Consider the following 16,260-nt stretch of genomic DNA (forward strand, 5'->3'; position numbering starts at 1 on the left):
GACCTGGCTGTGGAGCCTCACAATGGCCCGGACCCGAGGAGCTGGCCGCCGTCGACGACGAGTGTTTCGCCGGTGATCCAGCGCGCGCCGTCGCCGGCGAGGAACGCGACGGCCTCGCCGAGATCCTCGGGCTCGCCGATGCGACCCAGCGGAGTGGCCCCGGCGACCCGCGCCTCGTTCTCCTGCCACAGCGCCTGGGCCAGCCTGGTGCGGACGACACCGGGGGCGATGGCGTTCACGCGGACCTTCGGGCCGAGTTCCAGGGCGAGTTGCTTGGTGAGGTGGATGAGCGCGGCCTTCGAGACGTGGTAGATCCCGACGTCCTTGGCGACCGAAAGCCCGCCGATCGAGGCGGTGTTGACCACGGACCCGCCGTGCTCCCCCATCCACGCCTTCACCGCGAGCGACGTCCACAGGATCGGCGCCCACAGATTGACGTCCATCGTCTTGGCGAACCGCCCGTGGTCCTGGTCGATGACCGGCCCGTACGCCGGGTTCGTACCGGCGTTGTTGACGAGGATGTCCAGACGGCCGTACGTCGTTACGGTGTGGTCGACGCAGGCGCGCGCGGCGCCTTCGTCGGTGGCGTGGGCGCCGAACCCGGCGACGGATCCACCGAGTTCACGTGCCGCGTCCTTGGCGCGCTCCTCGCTGCGCGAGGTGATCACGACCTGTGCGCCTTGGTCGCGCAGGGCCGCGGCCGCCGCGAGGCCGATCCCCCGCGACGCGCCCGTGACGAGGGCGACCCGTCCGTCGAGCGGCCCGCTCATCGCGCGCTCCGCTCGGCCTCGCGGCGCCTCAGTTCCCGCATGGCGATGGTGCGCTTGTGCACCTCGTCGGGCCCGTCGGCGAGGCGCAGCGTGCGCAGGTGGGCGTACATACTGGCGAGCGGGAAGTCGTCGCTGACGCCCGCGCCGCCGTGCACCTGGATCGCGCGGTCGACGACCTTGAGGGCGGCCTCGGGCGCGGCGACCTTGATCGCGGCGATCTCCGTACGGGCTTCCTTGTTGCCGACGGTGTCCATCAGGTGTGCGGCCTTGAGAGTGAGCAGGCGGGCCATGTCGATCTCGATGCGGGACTCGGCGATCCAGTCCTGGATGTTGGCCCGGTCGGCGAGGGGCGCCCCGAACGTCGTACGGGACTGGGCGCGGTCGATCATCAGGTCCAGGGCGCGTTCCGCCATGCCGATCGTGCGCATGCAGTGGTGGATGCGGCCGGGGCCGAGCCGGGCCTGGCTGATCATGAAGCCGTCGCCCTCGCCCGCGAGCAGGGCGGTGCTCGGAACGCGTACGTCCTCGAAGAGCACCTCCGCGTGGCCCTCACGGTCCTGGTAACCGAAGACGGGCAGGCCGCGCAGCACCGTGACCCCTGGCGTGTCGAGCGGGACGACCATCATGCTCTGCTGGCGGTGGCTCGGCCCTTCCGGGTCGGTCTTGCCCATGACGATCAGCACCTTGCAGTTGCTGTGCAGGGCGTTCGAGGTCCACCACTTGCGGCCGTTGAGGACGTAGTCGTCGCCGTCGCGGACCATCCGCAGCTCGATGTTGCGGGCGTCGGAGCTGGCGACCGCGGGCTCGGTCATGGCGAACGCGGAGGCGATCTCGCCTGCGAGCAGGGGCTTCAGCCACTTCTCCTTGTGCTCTTCGGTGCCGAAGAGCGTGAGGACCTCCATGTTGCCGGTGTCCGGCGCGTTGCAGTTGGTGGCCTCGGGTGCGAGGTGCGCGCTGCGGCCCATGATCTCGGCGAGTGTCGCGTACTCCAGGTTGGTCAGGCCCGGTCCCCACTCCGGGTGCGGGTGGAAGAGGTTCCACAACCCTTGCCGCCTCGCTTCGGCCTTGAGCTCCTCGATGACCGGGGGCTGGAAGTGCGGATCGCCGGACTCCGCCATCTGGGCCTCGTACACCGCCTCGGCGGGGTAGATGTGCTCGTCCATGAAGGCGAGCAGCCGCTCCTGGTACTCCTTGGCCCTGTCGGTCACATCGAACACGGGTCCTCCAACGGTCACGGATGCTTCAACGGTGACGGATGCTTCAACGGTCATGGGCGGGATCCGAGTATGTGTGTGCGTGGTGCGGCGCTCTCCGACTTCGGCGGGGTGCTCACCACCGTGTCGTCACCGCCTGGGCGACGAGCCCCACAGATCGTCGCCCACCCGCAGCACCGCACTTCCACTCGACTCGGGTGCCGCCAACGTACTTGAATCCGGATTCAGGTTCAATGGTGCGCCCGCGGGGCTCCGTGGCCCGCCGCCACCGGTCGCCGGTCGAGCTCAGCCGCTCCGGTTCAACCGCTTCGGTTCAACTGGATCAGGTCCCAGCGGTTGCCGTACAGATCCCGGAAGACAGCAACCACACCGTAGGCCTCGGTCCGCGGCGCCTCCTCGAAGACCACCCCGGCCGCACGCATCCGCTCGTGGTCACGGTCGAACGTGTCGGTGTTCAGGAACCAGCCGACCCGGCCGCCGGTCTGGTCACCGACCCGGGCCGCCTGCTCCCCGGCCGCGGCTCTGGCCAGGAGCACCGCCGTCTCCCGCGAGCCGGGCGGAGCGACGACCACCCACCGCTTGTCGTCGTCGATCCGGGTGTCCTCCAAGAGCTCGAATCCGACGACGTCCCGATAGAAGACGATCGCCTCGTCATAGTCACGCACGACCACGGTCACCAGTCCTAGATGAGGCATCCGACGATGTTGCCCGCCGGCGCACCGCGCGCGCCACCCCGCACGATCACCGCCACCCAGTAGGCACTGCGCCCGCCCTGTACATTCGAACCCAACGTCAAGTTCAATACTTCCTGCGGCCCACAGGAGATCTGCGCATGAGGACACACATCCCGATCGCCGATTGGGAGCGCGTCGCGACGCGCCGGGTGACCGTCGGCGACGTCACCCTCCGGGTCTACGACCACGGGGGCGCCCGGCCCGGCAAGCCCCCGGTGCTGCTGTGCCACGGCTTTCCCGAGCTCGCGTTCTCCTGGCGTCATCAGCTCTTCGCGCTGGCGGAGGCGGGGCACCGCGTCCTGGTCCCCGACATGCGGGGCTACGGCGGGAGTTCGCGGCCCGCCGACCCCGACGCGTACGGCATCCTGACGCTCTGCGGCGATCTGATCGCGATCCTCGACGACGTGGGCGCGGGCGACGCGGTCCTCGTGGGGCACGACTGGGGCGCCAACGTGGTGTGGCAGACGGCCCTCGCGCATCCGGAGCGAGTGCGCGCGGTCGCCGGAATGAGCGTGCCCGTGACCCCGCGGGCACCGGCACCGCCCCTGTCGATCCTGCGCAAGCGACTCGGTGACGACTTCTACATGGTGTGGTTCCAGGAGCCGGGCACCGCGGACGCGGCCCTGCGCAGGAACGTGCGCAGGACCCTCGTATCGAAGGAGATGTACTCCGCCCAGTGGGCGGAGCGCCCCGACATGACGGAGGCCGAGCTGCCGCCCCCACCCTGGCTCGACGAGGCCGAACTCGCCTACTACATCGAGACGTTCGAGCGGACCGGCTTCACCGGCGGCCTCAACTACTACCGCAATCTGGACCGCAACTGGGCCCTCACCGAGCACCTGGCCGACCGCCGCGTCACCCAGCCCTCGCTCTTCCTCACCGGCTCCAGGGACCCCGTGGCGCAGTTCATGCCGGCGAAGGGCCTCGACCGGATGCTGACCGACCGGCGCGGCACCGTCGTGCTCGACGGCGCGGGCCACTGGGTCCAGCAGCAGCGGCCCGATGAGGTGAATGCCGCTCTCCTGGAGTTCCTCTCCGAGGTCGGCTGATAGCATCCGCTGCCACCGATACGTACAGATTCGACCGACAGTGAATGGATCGCAGTGGCTGCCCAGGCCGCGGCCGCGGACGGCGGCCAGAAGCAACCGATCACGCCCCGCAGCGCCCGCGGCGTCCGGACGCGCAACGCCCTGATCGTCGCCGCCCGCCAGGTCTTCGAGCGCGACGGGTACCTGGACGCCCGCATCACGGACATCTCCAAGGCGGCGCATGTCGCCTCCGGGTCGTTCTACACGTACTTCAACAGCAAGGAAGAGATCTTCCAGGCACTCGTCGAGCAGGTGCAGGAGGAGATGCTCCACCCGCATCTGCGCGAGCGCACCGGAATCACCGACCCCCGCGAGCTCATCGACGCCTCGAACCGCGAGTACCTGCGCGCGTACAGAAAGAACGCGCGCCTGATGGCGCTGTTCGAGCAGGTCGCCCAGGTGGACGAGAAGTTCATGGCGCTGCGCATCGAACGCGGCAACGCCTTCGCCCGGCGCAACGCCAAGCTGATCCGGTCCCTCCAGGAGAACGGCCAGGCCGACGCCGGCCTCGATCCGCTGATCACCGCGCACGCCCTGTCCGTGATGGTGAGCCGCATGGCGTACCTGGTGTTCGTGCTCGGGCAGCGCATTCCGTACGAGCGGCTCGTCACGACGCTCAACACCATTTGGGCGAACGGCCTGCGGCTGACGGACGCGGCGGCCAAGGAGTGAGCGCCGGGCGGCCGAGGTCGGGCCGCCCGCCCCCTCAGCTGCCTCTCAGAGCCTGTCTTTGAACCCCCGCCTGCGCAGGCGGGGGTTCAAAGACAGGCTCTCAAGCCACGAGCGGGCGCACCCTGTCCGTGACGAAGCGGATGAACCCCTCCGGGTCCGGTTCGTCGGCGGTGGGTTGCAGGACGACTGTGTCGGCCCCCGCGTCGGCGAGCCGCCGGACGGCTTTCACCACGTCCTCCGCGTCCCCGGCGACTCCGATGCCAGGACCGCCGTCCCGGCCCTCGCGCCGGAGCTCGGCGCGCAACCGGGCCTCCCCGTCGGGTCCCGGGGCGGCGAGCAGATACACCACGACGGGGTGCGGCCCCTCCCGGCCCGTCGACTCCCGCCCCTCGGCGATGAGTTGGCGTGCGCGGCGCACTCCTTCCGGTGGCGTGCCGGCGTCCAGGATCGTGCCGTCGGCGGCCTCGCCGGTGAGCCGCAGTGAGCGGGGGCCGCGGGCGCCCGCGTAGACCGGGGGCGCCGACGCGGGCGGCCAGTCCAGCGCGACACCGTCGAGCCGGACGTACCGCCCCCGGGTCGTGACCCGCTCGCCCGCCAACAGGGCCCGCATCACGTCCAGATGCTCGCGCAGCAGGGTCATCGGCGACTCGGCCCGGGCCCCCACCTGCCCCATCCAGTCCTGCACGCCGTGCCCGACGCCGACCATCACGCGGCCGGGGAACAGCCGGTGCAGGGTGGCCGTCTCCATCGTGGTGAGAGCCACGTTCCGCAGCGGCACCGGCAGCAGTCCGACGCCCACCCGCAGCCGCTCGGACCATGCCAGGGCGGCTGCCGCGGCGGCGATGCCGCTCTCCAGGAAGCAGTCCTCCCAGAGCCACAGCTCCGCGAGCCCCGCCTCGTCGGCGGTGCGCACCATCGCGCGCAGGCGCTCAGGGGGAAGTTGGGGACGGAACACCACGCCGAGAGTCGTCATGATGCCCTTCCTACCTCGCTCCACGCGCGCGATCAACGGGACGGGCAGGGGCATGACTGTAAGGGTTGTGGCGTACAAGTGCCTTACATGAGCCTGATCGTCATGAGACAGCCCACGGCACAACCCGCCATCGCCCGCACCGACGTTCGCCAAGCGGTGGCGGCCGACATCCCCGAACTCGTCCGCCTGCGCACGCTGCTCTTCGAGACCCTCGGCGGGGAGTACTTCAACCCCTCGCCGGAGGAGGACGGATGGCGCCGCAACCTCGCCTCGGTCCTGCGCGAGCAGCTGACGGCCGACGCCGCCCGCATCCTCGTCGTGGACGGTGACCACGGCCTCGCCGCCTGCGGCATCGGCACCGTCGAGCAATGGTTCCCCGGTCCGCACAACCCCAGCGGCCGTGTCGGCCATGTGATCGGCGTGGTCACCGACCCGGCGTACCGGCGGCGCGGCCACAGCCGGGCGGTCATGCGGGCGCTGCTCGACTGGTTCCGCGCCCAAGGCGCCTCGCGCGTGGATCTGTACGCCTCCCCCGAAGGCGAACCGCTCTACCGGGACCTGGGCTTCGTCGACCACCCCGACCCCGCGCTCTACTGGCGTCCATGAGCCCTCAGCCCGTGTGCGTAGACGACCCGGGCCTTCGGTGAAAGTGAAAGGGATTCCGGGCGCCGCCTGCCCGCAGCATGATGAAGGGAGGCGAAACGGGGGTGTCGTCATGGCTTTTCGCTTCGGTTCGCGTGCCCTTCGGGTGCCGACGTGGGCCTTTGCCGTCGTTGGTTTCGTGCTGGTGGTGGGGCTGTTCTTCGGGATACGAGGAGTGGCGTCACCCGGCGGCGGGGCGCGGGGTGGTGGAGGCGGCTCGGGCTCGCCGGACGGCGGCACGGGTACGGGGTCGGGGACGGCGACCGGCGGAAGTGGCAGCGGCGACTCCGGGGGCGCCACGACGGACGGGTCGTCGGGCGGGTCGTCGGGCGGTACGTCGGACGGGGCGTGGCAGACAGGTGGCGGAGACGCCGGCGGGGGTAGTGGTGGCAGCGGGAGCGGCGGTGGCGGAAGTGGCGGCGGAGGCGGCGGAGGGAAGGCGCCCGCCTGGCTGCCGTGGGGACCCAAGTCGCCCAACACGGATGAGGCGTTCGAGCCCGACAGCCTGTACGACCTGCTGCAGAAGGGCGAGTGCCGGCAGGCGTACAACAGCGCGGTCGACCCCAACAAGCGGGTCGACAACTCGGCGACCCGGCAGGCCTGGAAGGTCATCGAAGGGCTCGCCGGCGTCTGCGAGGCCGCACAGGGTGATCCCGGCGGAATGGCCGTCGCGGTCAAGGCGGAAGCGGGGCTGCGTGCGGCCGGGTACTCGGCCGGGAACACCGGGTACCTGTGCAAGGACGGGGACGCCTTCGCGGTCCTGCAGCGCTTCGTCGCCTACTACCGGCGGCATCCCGGTGAACGAGTGGCGCTGCGGTCCGCTCCCGCGGGCACCATGGCCTGCGACAGCATGATCGCCGCCACGGACGGCAGCTACGCGCCGGGCACGACCGCCTACTTCCAAGGCACCTGGCCGGACGCGCCGGACACCGTCGAACTGCGCGCGCCGGAACTGCCGGACCCGATCACCCTGAAGCCCTTCGGCGACGAAAACGACAAGGCGCGGTGCTGCAAGGACGCGTCGATCTCCGTGGACCTGCCGGGACCCGACGGCTTCGGCGGCCGACGACCGACGGTGATCGACGTGACGCTGGTGACGAAGAACGGAGCCAGGGTCGTCAAACAGGCGGCGTTCACCGTCAACTGGAGCGATATCGGGCAGCCGCCCTCGCGGTCGTCCTCACCACCACCCGTTGCGTCCCCCGCGTCGCAGTCACCCCGCTCCTCCGTTTCAGCCGGTTCACCCGGTTCACCCGGCCCGGCGAGCGCACTTACACGATGAGCGAGCCCCCGGAAGCCGAACCGGAACCTGAACCGGAGCCGGAGCCGGAGCCGGAACCGGAGCCACAACCGGAACCCGAACCGGAACCCGCCCCAGAGCCCCCACCAGCCCCACCTCCACCGCCGCTCCCTCCCCCTCCCCCACCCTCCCCCGAACCCGGCATCGGCTGGGTGGAGATCGTCGGAGCCATCGGCTCCCTCGTCACCCTCCTGACCTCCGTGCTCTTCTACTTCGGCTGGGCGAGCACCGACGCCGAGACCAGGGCGCTCGGGCTGCGCGACACCGTCTTCCACTTCTCCACCAGCGACTACCTGCTGCGCAGCGTCGGCGCTCTCTACCTCCCCGCCTGGCTGGCCGCGGGCCTCGCGCTCGGCACGCTCGGGCTGCTGCGCCGGGCCGCGAGCGAACCGGAACGGCTCGCCCGCGCCGTGCGGGTGCTGCGGTTCGCCTGGGCGGTGCCCGTCGCGCTCGTACCGCTGTATCCGCTCAGCCCCTGGCTGTCCGACCTGCTGCTGCCGCTCGCCGCGATCGGCGGCTTCTCCCTCAGCGCGTACGCCCGCACCCGGGAACGTCGTGACCTGCGGCTCTGGGGGCTCACACTGTTCATCTGCGTCCTGTCACTGTTCTGGGCCGTGTCGTCGTACGCGGCGATCGCCGGCCGGGGCCGTGCGGAGCTGACCGAGCGGACCCTGCGCGATGAGTTCCCCGCGGTCGTCGTCTTCAGTGCGAAGGACCTGATGATCCGGGGCGGCGGCAGTTGCTACCGTCGCGTCACCGACAAGGGGAGCCAGTACGCGTACGAGTACGCCGGTTTGCGCCTGTTCCACGTCTCCGGGGACCGGATCTTCCTCGTCCCCCGCGACTGGTCCCCCGGGGACGGCACCCTCTACGTCCTCAAGGAGGGGGCGGGTCAGCGCGTCGATCTGCTCAGCGGGGCCGGTCGCCGGGCGCGGGAGTGCCGGGCGCAGCCGGAGGCCGGTGCTCAATAGGCGAAGCCGAACGGCGGTCGCGCGGCGGGCGAGGCGTGTTCGGTGAACCGGCCGCAGGAGCGGAACCCCAGGCGGCGGTAGACCGGTTCGCCGTCGGTGGATGCCTGGAGGACGGCGTGGACGTACTCCTGGTCGCGGGCGGTGTGCAGGGCGGCGAGGGTGACTGCGCCGCCGTATCCGCGGCCGCGGTGGGCGGCCAGGGTGCAGATGTTGTAGATCCCGGCGACGCCCGCGTGCAGGAAGACCTCGGCGCAGCAGACCGCGCGGCCTCCCGCGTAGCCGACCAGGAAGCGGGCCGGGCAGTCCGGGTCGAGTACCTGGCGCGCGGCCCGGTCGTAGAAGTCGCGCACGGTGGTGGCGGGCGGGGTCCAGTTCGCGGCGAGGATCGTGGCGCAGTCGGCGAGTTGAGCGGTCGTGGTCACGTGCCGGATGTCGAGGCCGGGCGCGGAGGGGCGCGGCAGGGTGGGGGCGAGCTCCGCCCACATGGCCGTCTCGTCGTCCGTGGCAGGCAGGCCGGCGGCGGTGAGGCGGTCGGTCAGGTCGGGCGGTGTCGTCGCGGGGCCGACCCACCAGGAGAAGGGGCGGCCCGTTCCGGCCAGCGCCCGAGTGGTCTCGGCTACGCGGGCCGGTGCGGTCTCGGAGGTGAAGCGGGCCGCGGCGACGATGTTGAACGTGTCGTCATCGAGGCCGCTGTCGGCGATCAGCAGGTCGTCGGTCTCCGTGACGCTCGCACCCGGCATGCGCCGGTGCAGGTGGCAGGCGTGTTCCGCCAGGTTCCGTTCCATCCGGTCGCGCAGATCGGCCTCGTCGAAAGGGGTGTCGGTCACGTGTGCAGCTTGCCAAAGGGCGCGCGCGGGCAGGCGCGACAAGGAGTCGCGCGGCCGAACATCGCCGTCGCTTTCCCGCCCGCCGCGCCGGCGAAGCGTCCACGGCACGTGTTCCTCCTCACCGTCCGAATGCCGAGGGCGACCCGGAACAGCGGTCGACGGCCCCGTATGGTGATCGGTGCAGCTGGTTCGCCCCGTCCGCCAGACGGGAGCGTCGCAAGAGGGAACCCGGTGTGAATCCGGGACTGCCCCGCAGCGGTGAGCGGGAACGACCGCCGTCACACGCACTGGAACCGCGAGACCGGTTCTGGGAAGCGACGGCCAGTAGGTGTCCGCCCGCCTTCTTCCGAAGGCGGTGGACGAGGCCCGCGAGTCCGAAGACCTGCCCGCTGTCCACGCCCGAACCATTCGTGCGCGGATATCCCGGTGACCTCGTGGGCGGGTCGGCGTGCATACCAGACGGGCGACCGCGCCGACCGCGCGCTCCCGGCCCGTCCGGTCCGTCGCCCTTCGCGCTCTCGTCCCGTCTCCGGGATCTCAGGGATTCATCTCGCGAAGGAGATCTCCGTGACCACCAAGCCCGCAGCCGCGGCAGCACGGGCCACCGTGTACGGCTACCCCCGTCAGGGTCGTGACCGCGAACTCAAGAAGGCGATCGAGGGCTACTGGAAGGGCCGCGTCACCGCGGACGCCCTCGCGGCCACCGCCGCCGGGCTTCGCCGCTCGAACTGGCGCGAACTCGCCGACGCCGGCATCGACGAAGTCCCGACCGGCGACTTCTCGTACTACGACCACGTCCTTGACACCACCGTCATGGTCGGCGCCGTCCCCGAGCGTCACCGCACCGCGGTCGAGAGGGACGCGCTCGACGGCTACTTCGCGATGGCGCGCGGCACCCAGGACGTGGCGCCGCTGGAGATGACGAAGTGGTTCGACACCAACTACCACTACCTGGTGCCGGAGTTGGGGCCCGGCACCGTCTTCCGCGCCGACTCCACCAAGCAGGTCACCGAGTTCGGGGAGGCCCATGCGCTGGGCCTCTCGGCGCGCCCCGTCCTCGTCGGCCCCGTCACCTACCTGCTGCTCGCCAAGCCCGCACCCGGGGTGGCCGCCGACTTCGACCCGCTGACCCTCCTCGACCGTCTCCTGCCGGTGTACGCCGAGGTGCTCGCCGACCTCCGCGCCGCGGGCGCCGAGTGGGTCCAGCTCGACGAGCCCGCGCTCGTCCAGGACCGTACGCGGGCCGAACTGAACACGGCCGAGCGCGCCTACCGCGACCTCGGCGCCCTCACCGACCGGCCCAAGCTCCTCATCGCCTCGTACTTCGACCGGCTCGGCGACGCCCTTCCCCTGCTCGCCAAGGTCCCGGTCGAGGGCCTCGCCCTCGACTTCACCGATGCGGCGGCCGCCAACCTCGACGCGCTCGCCGCCGCCGGCGGGCTGCCCGGCAAACGGCTGGTCGCGGGGGTCGTCAACGGCCGCAACATCTGGGTCGACGACCTGGAGAAGTCCCTGGCCACCCTCGGCACCCTGCTCGGCCTGGCCGACCGGGTCGACGTGGCCGCCTCCTGCTCCCTCCTCCACGTCCCCGTCGACGCCACCCTGGAACGGGACATCGAGCCGCAGATCCTGCGCTGGCTGGCCTTCGCCCGCCAGAAGACCACCGAGATCGTGACGCTCGCCCGGGGCCTGGCCCGGGGCACCGACACGATCTCCACCCAACTCGCCGCCAACCGCGCCGATCTGGCGTCCCGGGCAGGCTCCCCCATCACCCGCGACCCGGCCGTCCGCGCCCGCGCCGGCGCCGTCACGGAGGCCGACGCCCGCCGCTCCCAGCCCTACCCCGAGCGCGCGGCGGCCCAGCGCGCCGCCCTCGGCCTCCCACTGCTGCCGACCACCACCATCGGCTCCTTCCCGCAGACCACCGAACTGCGCACGGCCCGCGCCGATGTGCGGGCGGGACGGATCGACGCCGCCGGGTACGAGGAGCGCGTCAGGGCCGAGATCCAGGAGGTGATCTCCTTCCAGGAGAAGACGGGCCTCGACGTCCTGGTGCACGGCGAGCCCGAACGCAACGACATGGTGCAGTACTTCGCCGAGCAGCTCACCGGCTACCTCGCCACGCAGCACGGCTGGGTCCAGTCGTACGGCACCCGCTATGTGCGTCCGCCGGTCCTCGCCGGTGACATCTCGCGACCGGAGCCGATGACGGTGCGCTGGACGACGTACGCCCAGTCCCTGACGGAGCGCCCCGTCAAGGGCATGCTCACGGGCCCCGTCACCATGCTCGCCTGGTCCTTCGTCCGCGACGACCAGCCGCTCGCCGACACCGCCCGCCAGGTCGCCCTCGCACTGCGCGACGAGGTGACCGACCTGGAGGCGGCCGGGACGTCCGTCATCCAGGTCGACGAGCCCGCCCTGCGCGAGACGCTGCCCCTGCGCGCCGCCGACCACCCCGCCTACCTCGCCTGGGCCACCGAGGCGTTCCGCCTCACCACGAGCGGGGTGCGGCCCGACACGCAGATCCACACGCACATGTGCTACGCCGAGTTCGGCGACATCGTCCAGGCCATCGACGACCTCGACGCCGACGTCATCAGCCTGGAAGCGGCCCGCTCCCACATGCAGGTCGCCCGCGAACTCGCCGCCCACGGCTACCCGCGCGAGGCAGGCCCCGGCGTCTACGACATCCACTCCCCGCGCGTGCCCGACGCCGAGGAGGCAGCGGCCCTGCTGCGCAAGGGGCTTGAGGCGATCCCCGCGGAACGGCTGTGGGTCAATCCGGACTGCGGCCTGAAGACGCGCGGCTGGCCCGAGACCCGCGCGTCCCTGGAGAACCTGGTCGTGGCGGCCAGGACGGTCCGAGAGGAGTTGTCCGCCTCCTGACGGCTGGTCAGGCCCGCTGATCCGGCCCCGCGCGTACGAGGGCAGGGACCGGATCGGCGCACCCAACCCCCTTGCACCGCTCGGCAGTCCGCGCCCCCTATTGTGCTCGGCACCGGCACCGGCATTGCGGGAAAGCAGCGCCGCGGCCGCCGGGCCATCGACGCTGAGGAGCCTGTGGGACATGCGGTCACGGTTGCCGTTCGGGGAGAAGCTGAGAGCCGGGCTGGGTGTGCCGGGCCGGGCCCGCGAACTGGCCAGCAGCCCCCGGTCACGGGTGTGGCGCGCCGAGTTGTCCGGCACGCCCGTGGTGATCAAGCAGCTCGTGGAGGGGCCGGACGCCGACGACAGGTACGCGCGCGAGGTCGGCGCGCTGCGGCTCGCTTCCCGGGTCGATCCACCGGTGGTGCCGGTACTCCTCGGCACCGACCCCGACGACCGGGTCCTGGTCCTGGAGCACCTGGAGGAACGGCCGCCCCGCGAGGACTGGGTGGTCGAGTACGCCGCCGCACTGGCCCGGCTCCACGCGGCCGCCGACACGGACACCGCGAGCACTCTGCCCACCTGGCCGGGCCCGGACCACGACGACATCGACTCCTTCCTCGCGCTGGCCCGAAGACTCGGTGTCGAGGTGCCCCGCTCCGTCCCGGCCGCGCTGGACGCCCTGGTGAACCGCCTGTCCTGCACGCCGCACCGCTCGCTCCTGCACGGTGACCCCTGCCCCGGCAACGACCTGCACACCGCCGACGGCGTCAGGTTCATCGATTTCGAGCAGGCCTCGCTGGGCAACGGACTCGTCGAGCTCGCCTACCTCCGCATCGGCTTTCCGACCTGCTGGTGCTCGACCGCCCCGGCGCCGCCGCTCCTTGCGGCGGCCGAGACCGCGTACCGCACGGCTTGGCGCGAGGCCACGGGCGCCGACACCGGCGCCGACACGGAGTGCGACCTCGCGGACGCGTGCGCGGGCTGGGTGCTGCGGGGCGACGCGCTGGTCCAGCGGGCGCAGCGCGGCACCACGGACCACCTGGCCGAGCTGTCGGAACGGGACTGGCACTGGGGCACGGCGACGGCCCGGCAGCGCCTGGCACACCGCCTCGGAGTCGTCGGCCGCCTCACCGCCGGGGGTGGCGAGCTGGCCGACCTGGGCCGCCTCGCGACGGCGATGCGCACCGCCATACTGGCCCAGTGGCCCACGCTGCGTCCGCTGCCGTCCCGGCGGCCGTAGCGACAATGCCCCGGCGCCAGGTGTATCGCCCCTGCGGCTCAATACACCCGGACACCTAGTTGACCGTCAGCTCGGCGATGCCCGGATGCTTCTTCGCCTTCGCGTCACCGCGCACCGTCACCCGCACATAGCGTGCGAGTCGTCCCTCGCCCGTGTCCGCGCTCGCGCGGTGCCAGTGCCTGCCGTCGAGGGAGAGCTCGATGGTGTGGGCCGCGGGCTTGGTGTCGCTCCAGGTCGGGGTGACCCTTTTGACGTGGACGGGCCGGGCGAGGTGCGTGGTCAGCCGGCCGCGTGCGCCGTCCGGGACCCAGGCCGTGGCCGTGTTGCCGTCGACGGCTGCGCCCGCGTACATGCCGGGCTGCTGGGAGGTGGCCGTGGCACTGGTGCAGCGGGCCGCGTTCGTGGTGGGCTTGAGGTCGGGGCGGCGGGTCTTGAGGACGGCCGGGGCGCCCTTGCTGACGACCTGCTCGCCCTGCGGGGTGTCGAGCGTCATCGGCTCGCCGCCGGTGAGGCGCACGGTGGTGTGGTGGGCGCCGAGGTCGATGTCGTACGTCCTGCCCTGCCAGGTCAGACCGTGCAGGTTGACGCCGCGGTCGAGCTGCGGGGGCAGCATCGGGTCGAGGTGGAGTCGGTTCTCCCGCATCCGCAGGCCGGTCAGGCCGTTGGTGAAGACCTGCAGGAAGCCTCCCTTGCCGGTGAGGAAGTCGTGCGCGGGCGAGCCCGACAGCGGGTCCTCGGCGCCCGCCTTCTCGCCGCGGGCCTCCGAGAACTGGGCGAAGGGACCGCGTACGAACGGCTTGATGGAGCGCTCCAGATAGGTGTACGTGGAGCAGCCGGCCTCGCCGATCCCGGCGGCGTCGATGGCGTGCACCGAGTCCGTCATGGCCGGACCGTCGGGGTCGGTGCGCTGGGCGTAGTAGTCGAGGGTTCCTGCGGCGGCGCCCTCGGGCATCGGCCATTCCAGCGGGTACATCAGCAGGACGGTGTCGGCCTGCTTGATGGTGCTGCCCTTGTAGCCGTCGTACTGCTGGAAGACCTTGCGCTTCTTGTCGTACGGAATCCGGATGCGGTCGGCGATCGACTTCCACCTGGCAGGGGCCTGCCGGCCGAGCAGTTCGGCGGCGCGGGTGGCGTGGCGCAGGGCGGTGACGGCGCCGGCGTTGGTGAAGACCGCGTCGTCGACGCCGTTGCTGTACTCGTCGGGCCCGGCCGTGTCCTTGATCGAGTAGCTGCCGTCCGCGTTGCGGCTGACGCGGTCCGCCCAGAACTCGGCGATGCCCTTCAGCACGGGCCAGCCGCGCTCGCGCAGCCAGCGGGCGTCCTTGGTGGCGAGGTAGTACTGCCAGGTGGCGAGGGAGATGTCGGACTGGAGGTGGATCTGGGTGCGGCAGTGCGGCGGGTCGACGCTGTGGCACTCCTTGGCCAGGTTGCCCGAACTCCCGCTGTTCCAGGGGTAGAAGAGGCCGCCGTAGCCGAGCTTGCGGGCGTTCTCCCGCGCGCCCGCACGGGTGCGGTAGCGGTAGTCGACCACGGACTTGGCGAGTTCGGGGCGGGTGGCGAGCAGCCCCGGGTACATCCAGGTCTCCGCGTCCCAGAAGACGAGACCCGCGTAGTTGTCGCTGCTCAGCCCCGCAGGAGCGATGCTGTTCGCCGCGCCATCGCGGGTGCTGGAGAACAGTCCGTACTGCGCGGAACGCACCCACGTCTGCATGTCCCGCTGCCCGGGCACCTCGATGTCGCTGCGCCACAGCCGCGACCAAGCGGCGGTGTGTGAGCGGAGAAGTGCCTGCCAGCCGCGGTCGGCGGCGCGCCGCGAGGTCGCGGTCGCGGCGCGGCGCGGCGCGCGGGACGTCAGGGCGGTGTCGACGCCCACGTACTTGGTGAAGCCGTACGAGCGACCGCGACGGACGGGCAGCGACAGCGACTGGCGTGCCGTCAGTTTCGGTGCCTCGGCGGCGCGTTCGGGGCGCGCCCCCTGTGCGCCGTCTTCGGCGCGGAGTGTGGAGGCGACGGCACCGTCCACGTTCGTGCCGTCCGTACGGAAGGCCACGTCCATGCTCGGGGCGGGGGCCCGGCCGTGTTCTCGGTGCCCGTCGGTCCGGTCGCCGCCACCGGTCTGCCGGATGCGCCGGGCGCCGCGGCCGTCCAACAGGTCGGTCACGGTCGCCCGGCCGCTCCAGTGCGGCGTCATGCTCATGCGTACGGCGCCCGCGTGCGGGTCGGCGCGGTCGGCGAGCACCTCGTACACGAGGTCGGTCCTGCGGCCGTCGGCGGCGGTCCACGTCAACGAGGTCCGCACCACGCCGCAGTGGAGGAACAGCGACTGGCGGTAGTGGGAGATCCGGCCGGTGGGCGTCGAAGAGTTGAAGGTATCGCCCTGTGTTCCGCCGGTGCTGACGTTGAGCGCGGACCACGTGGGGAGGGCGGCGGCGGCCTGCCTGTCCCCCGCGGTCTGCTTGTTGTGCGCGTACAGGCCGGACACGAAGGAGCCGTCGTAGCGCGGGGTGAACAGCGGCCAGCCCGTCTTGACGTCACTGTCGGCGTATCCGGCACCGTTGGGCGGTACGCGCTGGCCCAGGTAGCCGTTGCCCACGTAGGCGTGGTGCGTGTCCTGTGTGTCGGGGCGGGTGGTGCCGAGCGTCCAGCCGTCGTCCTTGCGGCACTGCGCGGCCGTGGCGGGAGGAGTGGCGGAAGCAGCCGTGGCGTTGTCCCGCGCCGTCTGCGAGGCCGCGGGCGGCACCGAGGCGACAAGCGCTCCGGCCAGGAACACCGCGGTCAGTCGGGCGGCGCGCGGCCGTACACCGAGGGAGTACGTCATTGTTCTCCGTCACTCTGGTTCGCCTTCGAGGGTTCAGGGACCATAAATTTCCTGAACAAGCCGCGTCAATAGATGTGCCACAACGGTCAATTCTCGAACGCGAGCGCGACGGTTCGTGTCGTACGAGAGGTGCGGGGCACACA

The 16,260-nt window shown here is 71.6% G+C and carries 13 protein-coding genes and 1 riboswitch; of the genes, 7 read left to right on the plus strand and 6 right to left on the minus strand.

The genetic code is table 11. The features are described 5' to 3' along the window. Nucleotides 1-17 precede the first annotated feature (17 nt). The 3 genes from AC07DI_RS08240 to AC07DI_RS08250 form a co-directional block, all read right to left on the minus strand. Complete coding sequence (locus AC07DI_RS08240) at nucleotides 18-770, minus strand: SDR family oxidoreductase (protein ID WP_478903020.1); 753 nt, start codon at nucleotides 768-770, stop codon at nucleotides 18-20. After that, on the minus strand, nucleotides 767-1,987 hold the full coding sequence (locus tag AC07DI_RS08245) for an acyl-CoA dehydrogenase family protein (protein ID WP_478903021.1): 1,221 nt from the start codon (nucleotides 1,985-1,987) through the stop codon (nucleotides 767-769). Before AC07DI_RS08245 ends, AC07DI_RS08240 begins: the two co-directional genes overlap by 4 nt. 296 nt (nucleotides 1,988-2,283) lie before the next feature. Continuing rightward, entirely contained in the window at nucleotides 2,284-2,679 is a 396-nt protein-coding gene (locus AC07DI_RS08250) for a VOC family protein (RefSeq protein WP_478903023.1), read from the minus strand. A 137-nt stretch (nucleotides 2,680-2,816) separates the two neighbouring features. Between AC07DI_RS08250 and AC07DI_RS08255 the strand changes: the two genes are divergently transcribed. Further along, complete coding sequence (locus tag AC07DI_RS08255) at nucleotides 2,817-3,767, plus strand: alpha/beta fold hydrolase (RefSeq protein ID WP_478903025.1); 951 nt, start codon at nucleotides 2,817-2,819, stop codon at nucleotides 3,765-3,767. 54 nt (nucleotides 3,768-3,821) lie between these two features. Further along, the gene (locus AC07DI_RS08260; RefSeq protein ID WP_478903026.1) at nucleotides 3,822-4,478 is read left to right on the plus strand and encodes a TetR/AcrR family transcriptional regulator; all 657 of its coding nucleotides are present in this window, start codon (nucleotides 3,822-3,824) and stop codon (nucleotides 4,476-4,478) included. 100 nt (nucleotides 4,479-4,578) lie between these two features. Here AC07DI_RS08260 and AC07DI_RS08265 read toward each other — a convergent pair whose 3' ends face one another. Beyond that, complete coding sequence (locus AC07DI_RS08265; protein WP_478903028.1) at nucleotides 4,579-5,451, minus strand: LLM class flavin-dependent oxidoreductase; 873 nt, start codon at nucleotides 5,449-5,451, stop codon at nucleotides 4,579-4,581. 102 nt (nucleotides 5,452-5,553) lie between these two features. Between AC07DI_RS08265 and AC07DI_RS08270 the strand changes: the two genes are divergently transcribed. The 3 genes from AC07DI_RS08270 (at nucleotide 5,554) to AC07DI_RS08280 (ending at nucleotide 8,364) form a co-directional block, all read left to right on the plus strand. Continuing rightward, entirely contained in the window at nucleotides 5,554-6,057 is a 504-nt protein-coding gene (locus tag AC07DI_RS08270) for a GNAT family N-acetyltransferase (RefSeq protein WP_478903030.1), read from the plus strand. Between the two features lie 109 nt (nucleotides 6,058-6,166). Beyond that, the gene (locus AC07DI_RS08275; protein WP_478903032.1) at nucleotides 6,167-7,375 is read left to right on the plus strand and encodes a hypothetical protein; all 1,209 of its coding nucleotides are present in this window, start codon (nucleotides 6,167-6,169) and stop codon (nucleotides 7,373-7,375) included. Between the two features lie 170 nt (nucleotides 7,376-7,545). After that, complete coding sequence (locus AC07DI_RS08280; RefSeq protein ID WP_478903034.1) at nucleotides 7,546-8,364, plus strand: hypothetical protein; 819 nt, start codon at nucleotides 7,546-7,548, stop codon at nucleotides 8,362-8,364. On the opposite strand, the gene AC07DI_RS08285 is transcribed toward AC07DI_RS08280, so the two are convergent. Further along, entirely contained in the window at nucleotides 8,358-9,149 is a 792-nt protein-coding gene (locus tag AC07DI_RS08285) for a GNAT family N-acetyltransferase (protein ID WP_478903446.1), read from the minus strand. The genes AC07DI_RS08280 and AC07DI_RS08285 overlap by 7 nt on opposite strands. Before the next feature lie 210 nt (nucleotides 9,150-9,359). Further along, nucleotides 9,360-9,595: riboswitch (cobalamin riboswitch) on the plus strand. A gap of 163 nt (nucleotides 9,596-9,758) precedes the next feature. Here AC07DI_RS08285 and metE point away from each other — a divergent pair. Continuing rightward, nucleotides 9,759-12,077, plus strand: a complete 2,319-nt coding sequence (metE, locus tag AC07DI_RS08290) for a 5-methyltetrahydropteroyltriglutamate--homocysteine S-methyltransferase (protein WP_478903035.1) — start codon at nucleotides 9,759-9,761, stop codon at nucleotides 12,075-12,077. Between the two features lie 181 nt (nucleotides 12,078-12,258). Continuing rightward, nucleotides 12,259-13,299 carry a phosphotransferase gene (locus AC07DI_RS08295; protein ID WP_478903036.1) on the plus strand — a complete coding sequence of 347 codons (1,041 nt, stop codon included), beginning with the start codon at nucleotides 12,259-12,261 and terminating at the stop codon, nucleotides 13,297-13,299. A gap of 55 nt (nucleotides 13,300-13,354) precedes the next feature. Here the strand turns inward: AC07DI_RS08295 and AC07DI_RS08300 are convergent, their stop codons facing one another. Next, nucleotides 13,355-16,117 carry a glycosyl hydrolase family 65 domain-containing protein gene (locus AC07DI_RS08300; protein WP_478903037.1) on the minus strand — a complete coding sequence of 921 codons (2,763 nt, stop codon included), beginning with the start codon at nucleotides 16,115-16,117 and terminating at the stop codon, nucleotides 13,355-13,357. Nucleotides 16,118-16,260 lie beyond the last annotated feature (143 nt).

The organism is Streptomyces sp. NPDC044106 (assembly GCF_056433985.1).

Coding starts and splice junctions, on each gene's coding strand:
- AC07DI_RS08275 (WP_478903032.1), top strand. CDS start 6,167: ATGGCTTTTCGCTTCGGTTCGCGTGCCCTTCGGGTGCCGACGTGGGCC.
- AC07DI_RS08300 (WP_478903037.1), bottom strand. CDS start 16,117: ATGACGTACTCCCTCGGTGTACGGCCGCGCGCCGCCCGACTGACCGCG.
- AC07DI_RS08285 (WP_478903446.1), bottom strand. CDS start 9,149: ATGGAACGGAACCTGGCGGAACACGCCTGCCACCTGCACCGGCGCATG.
- AC07DI_RS08265 (WP_478903028.1), bottom strand. CDS start 5,451: ATGACGACTCTCGGCGTGGTGTTCCGTCCCCAACTTCCCCCTGAGCGC.
- AC07DI_RS08270 (WP_478903030.1), top strand. CDS start 5,554: ATGAGACAGCCCACGGCACAACCCGCCATCGCCCGCACCGACGTTCGC.
- AC07DI_RS08250 (WP_478903023.1), bottom strand. CDS start 2,679: ATGCCTCATCTAGGACTGGTGACCGTGGTCGTGCGTGACTATGACGAG.
- AC07DI_RS08240 (WP_478903020.1), bottom strand. CDS start 770: ATGAGCGGGCCGCTCGACGGACGGGTCGCCCTCGTCACGGGCGCGTCG.
- AC07DI_RS08255 (WP_478903025.1), top strand. CDS start 2,817: ATGAGGACACACATCCCGATCGCCGATTGGGAGCGCGTCGCGACGCGC.
- AC07DI_RS08295 (WP_478903036.1), top strand. CDS start 12,259: ATGCGGTCACGGTTGCCGTTCGGGGAGAAGCTGAGAGCCGGGCTGGGT.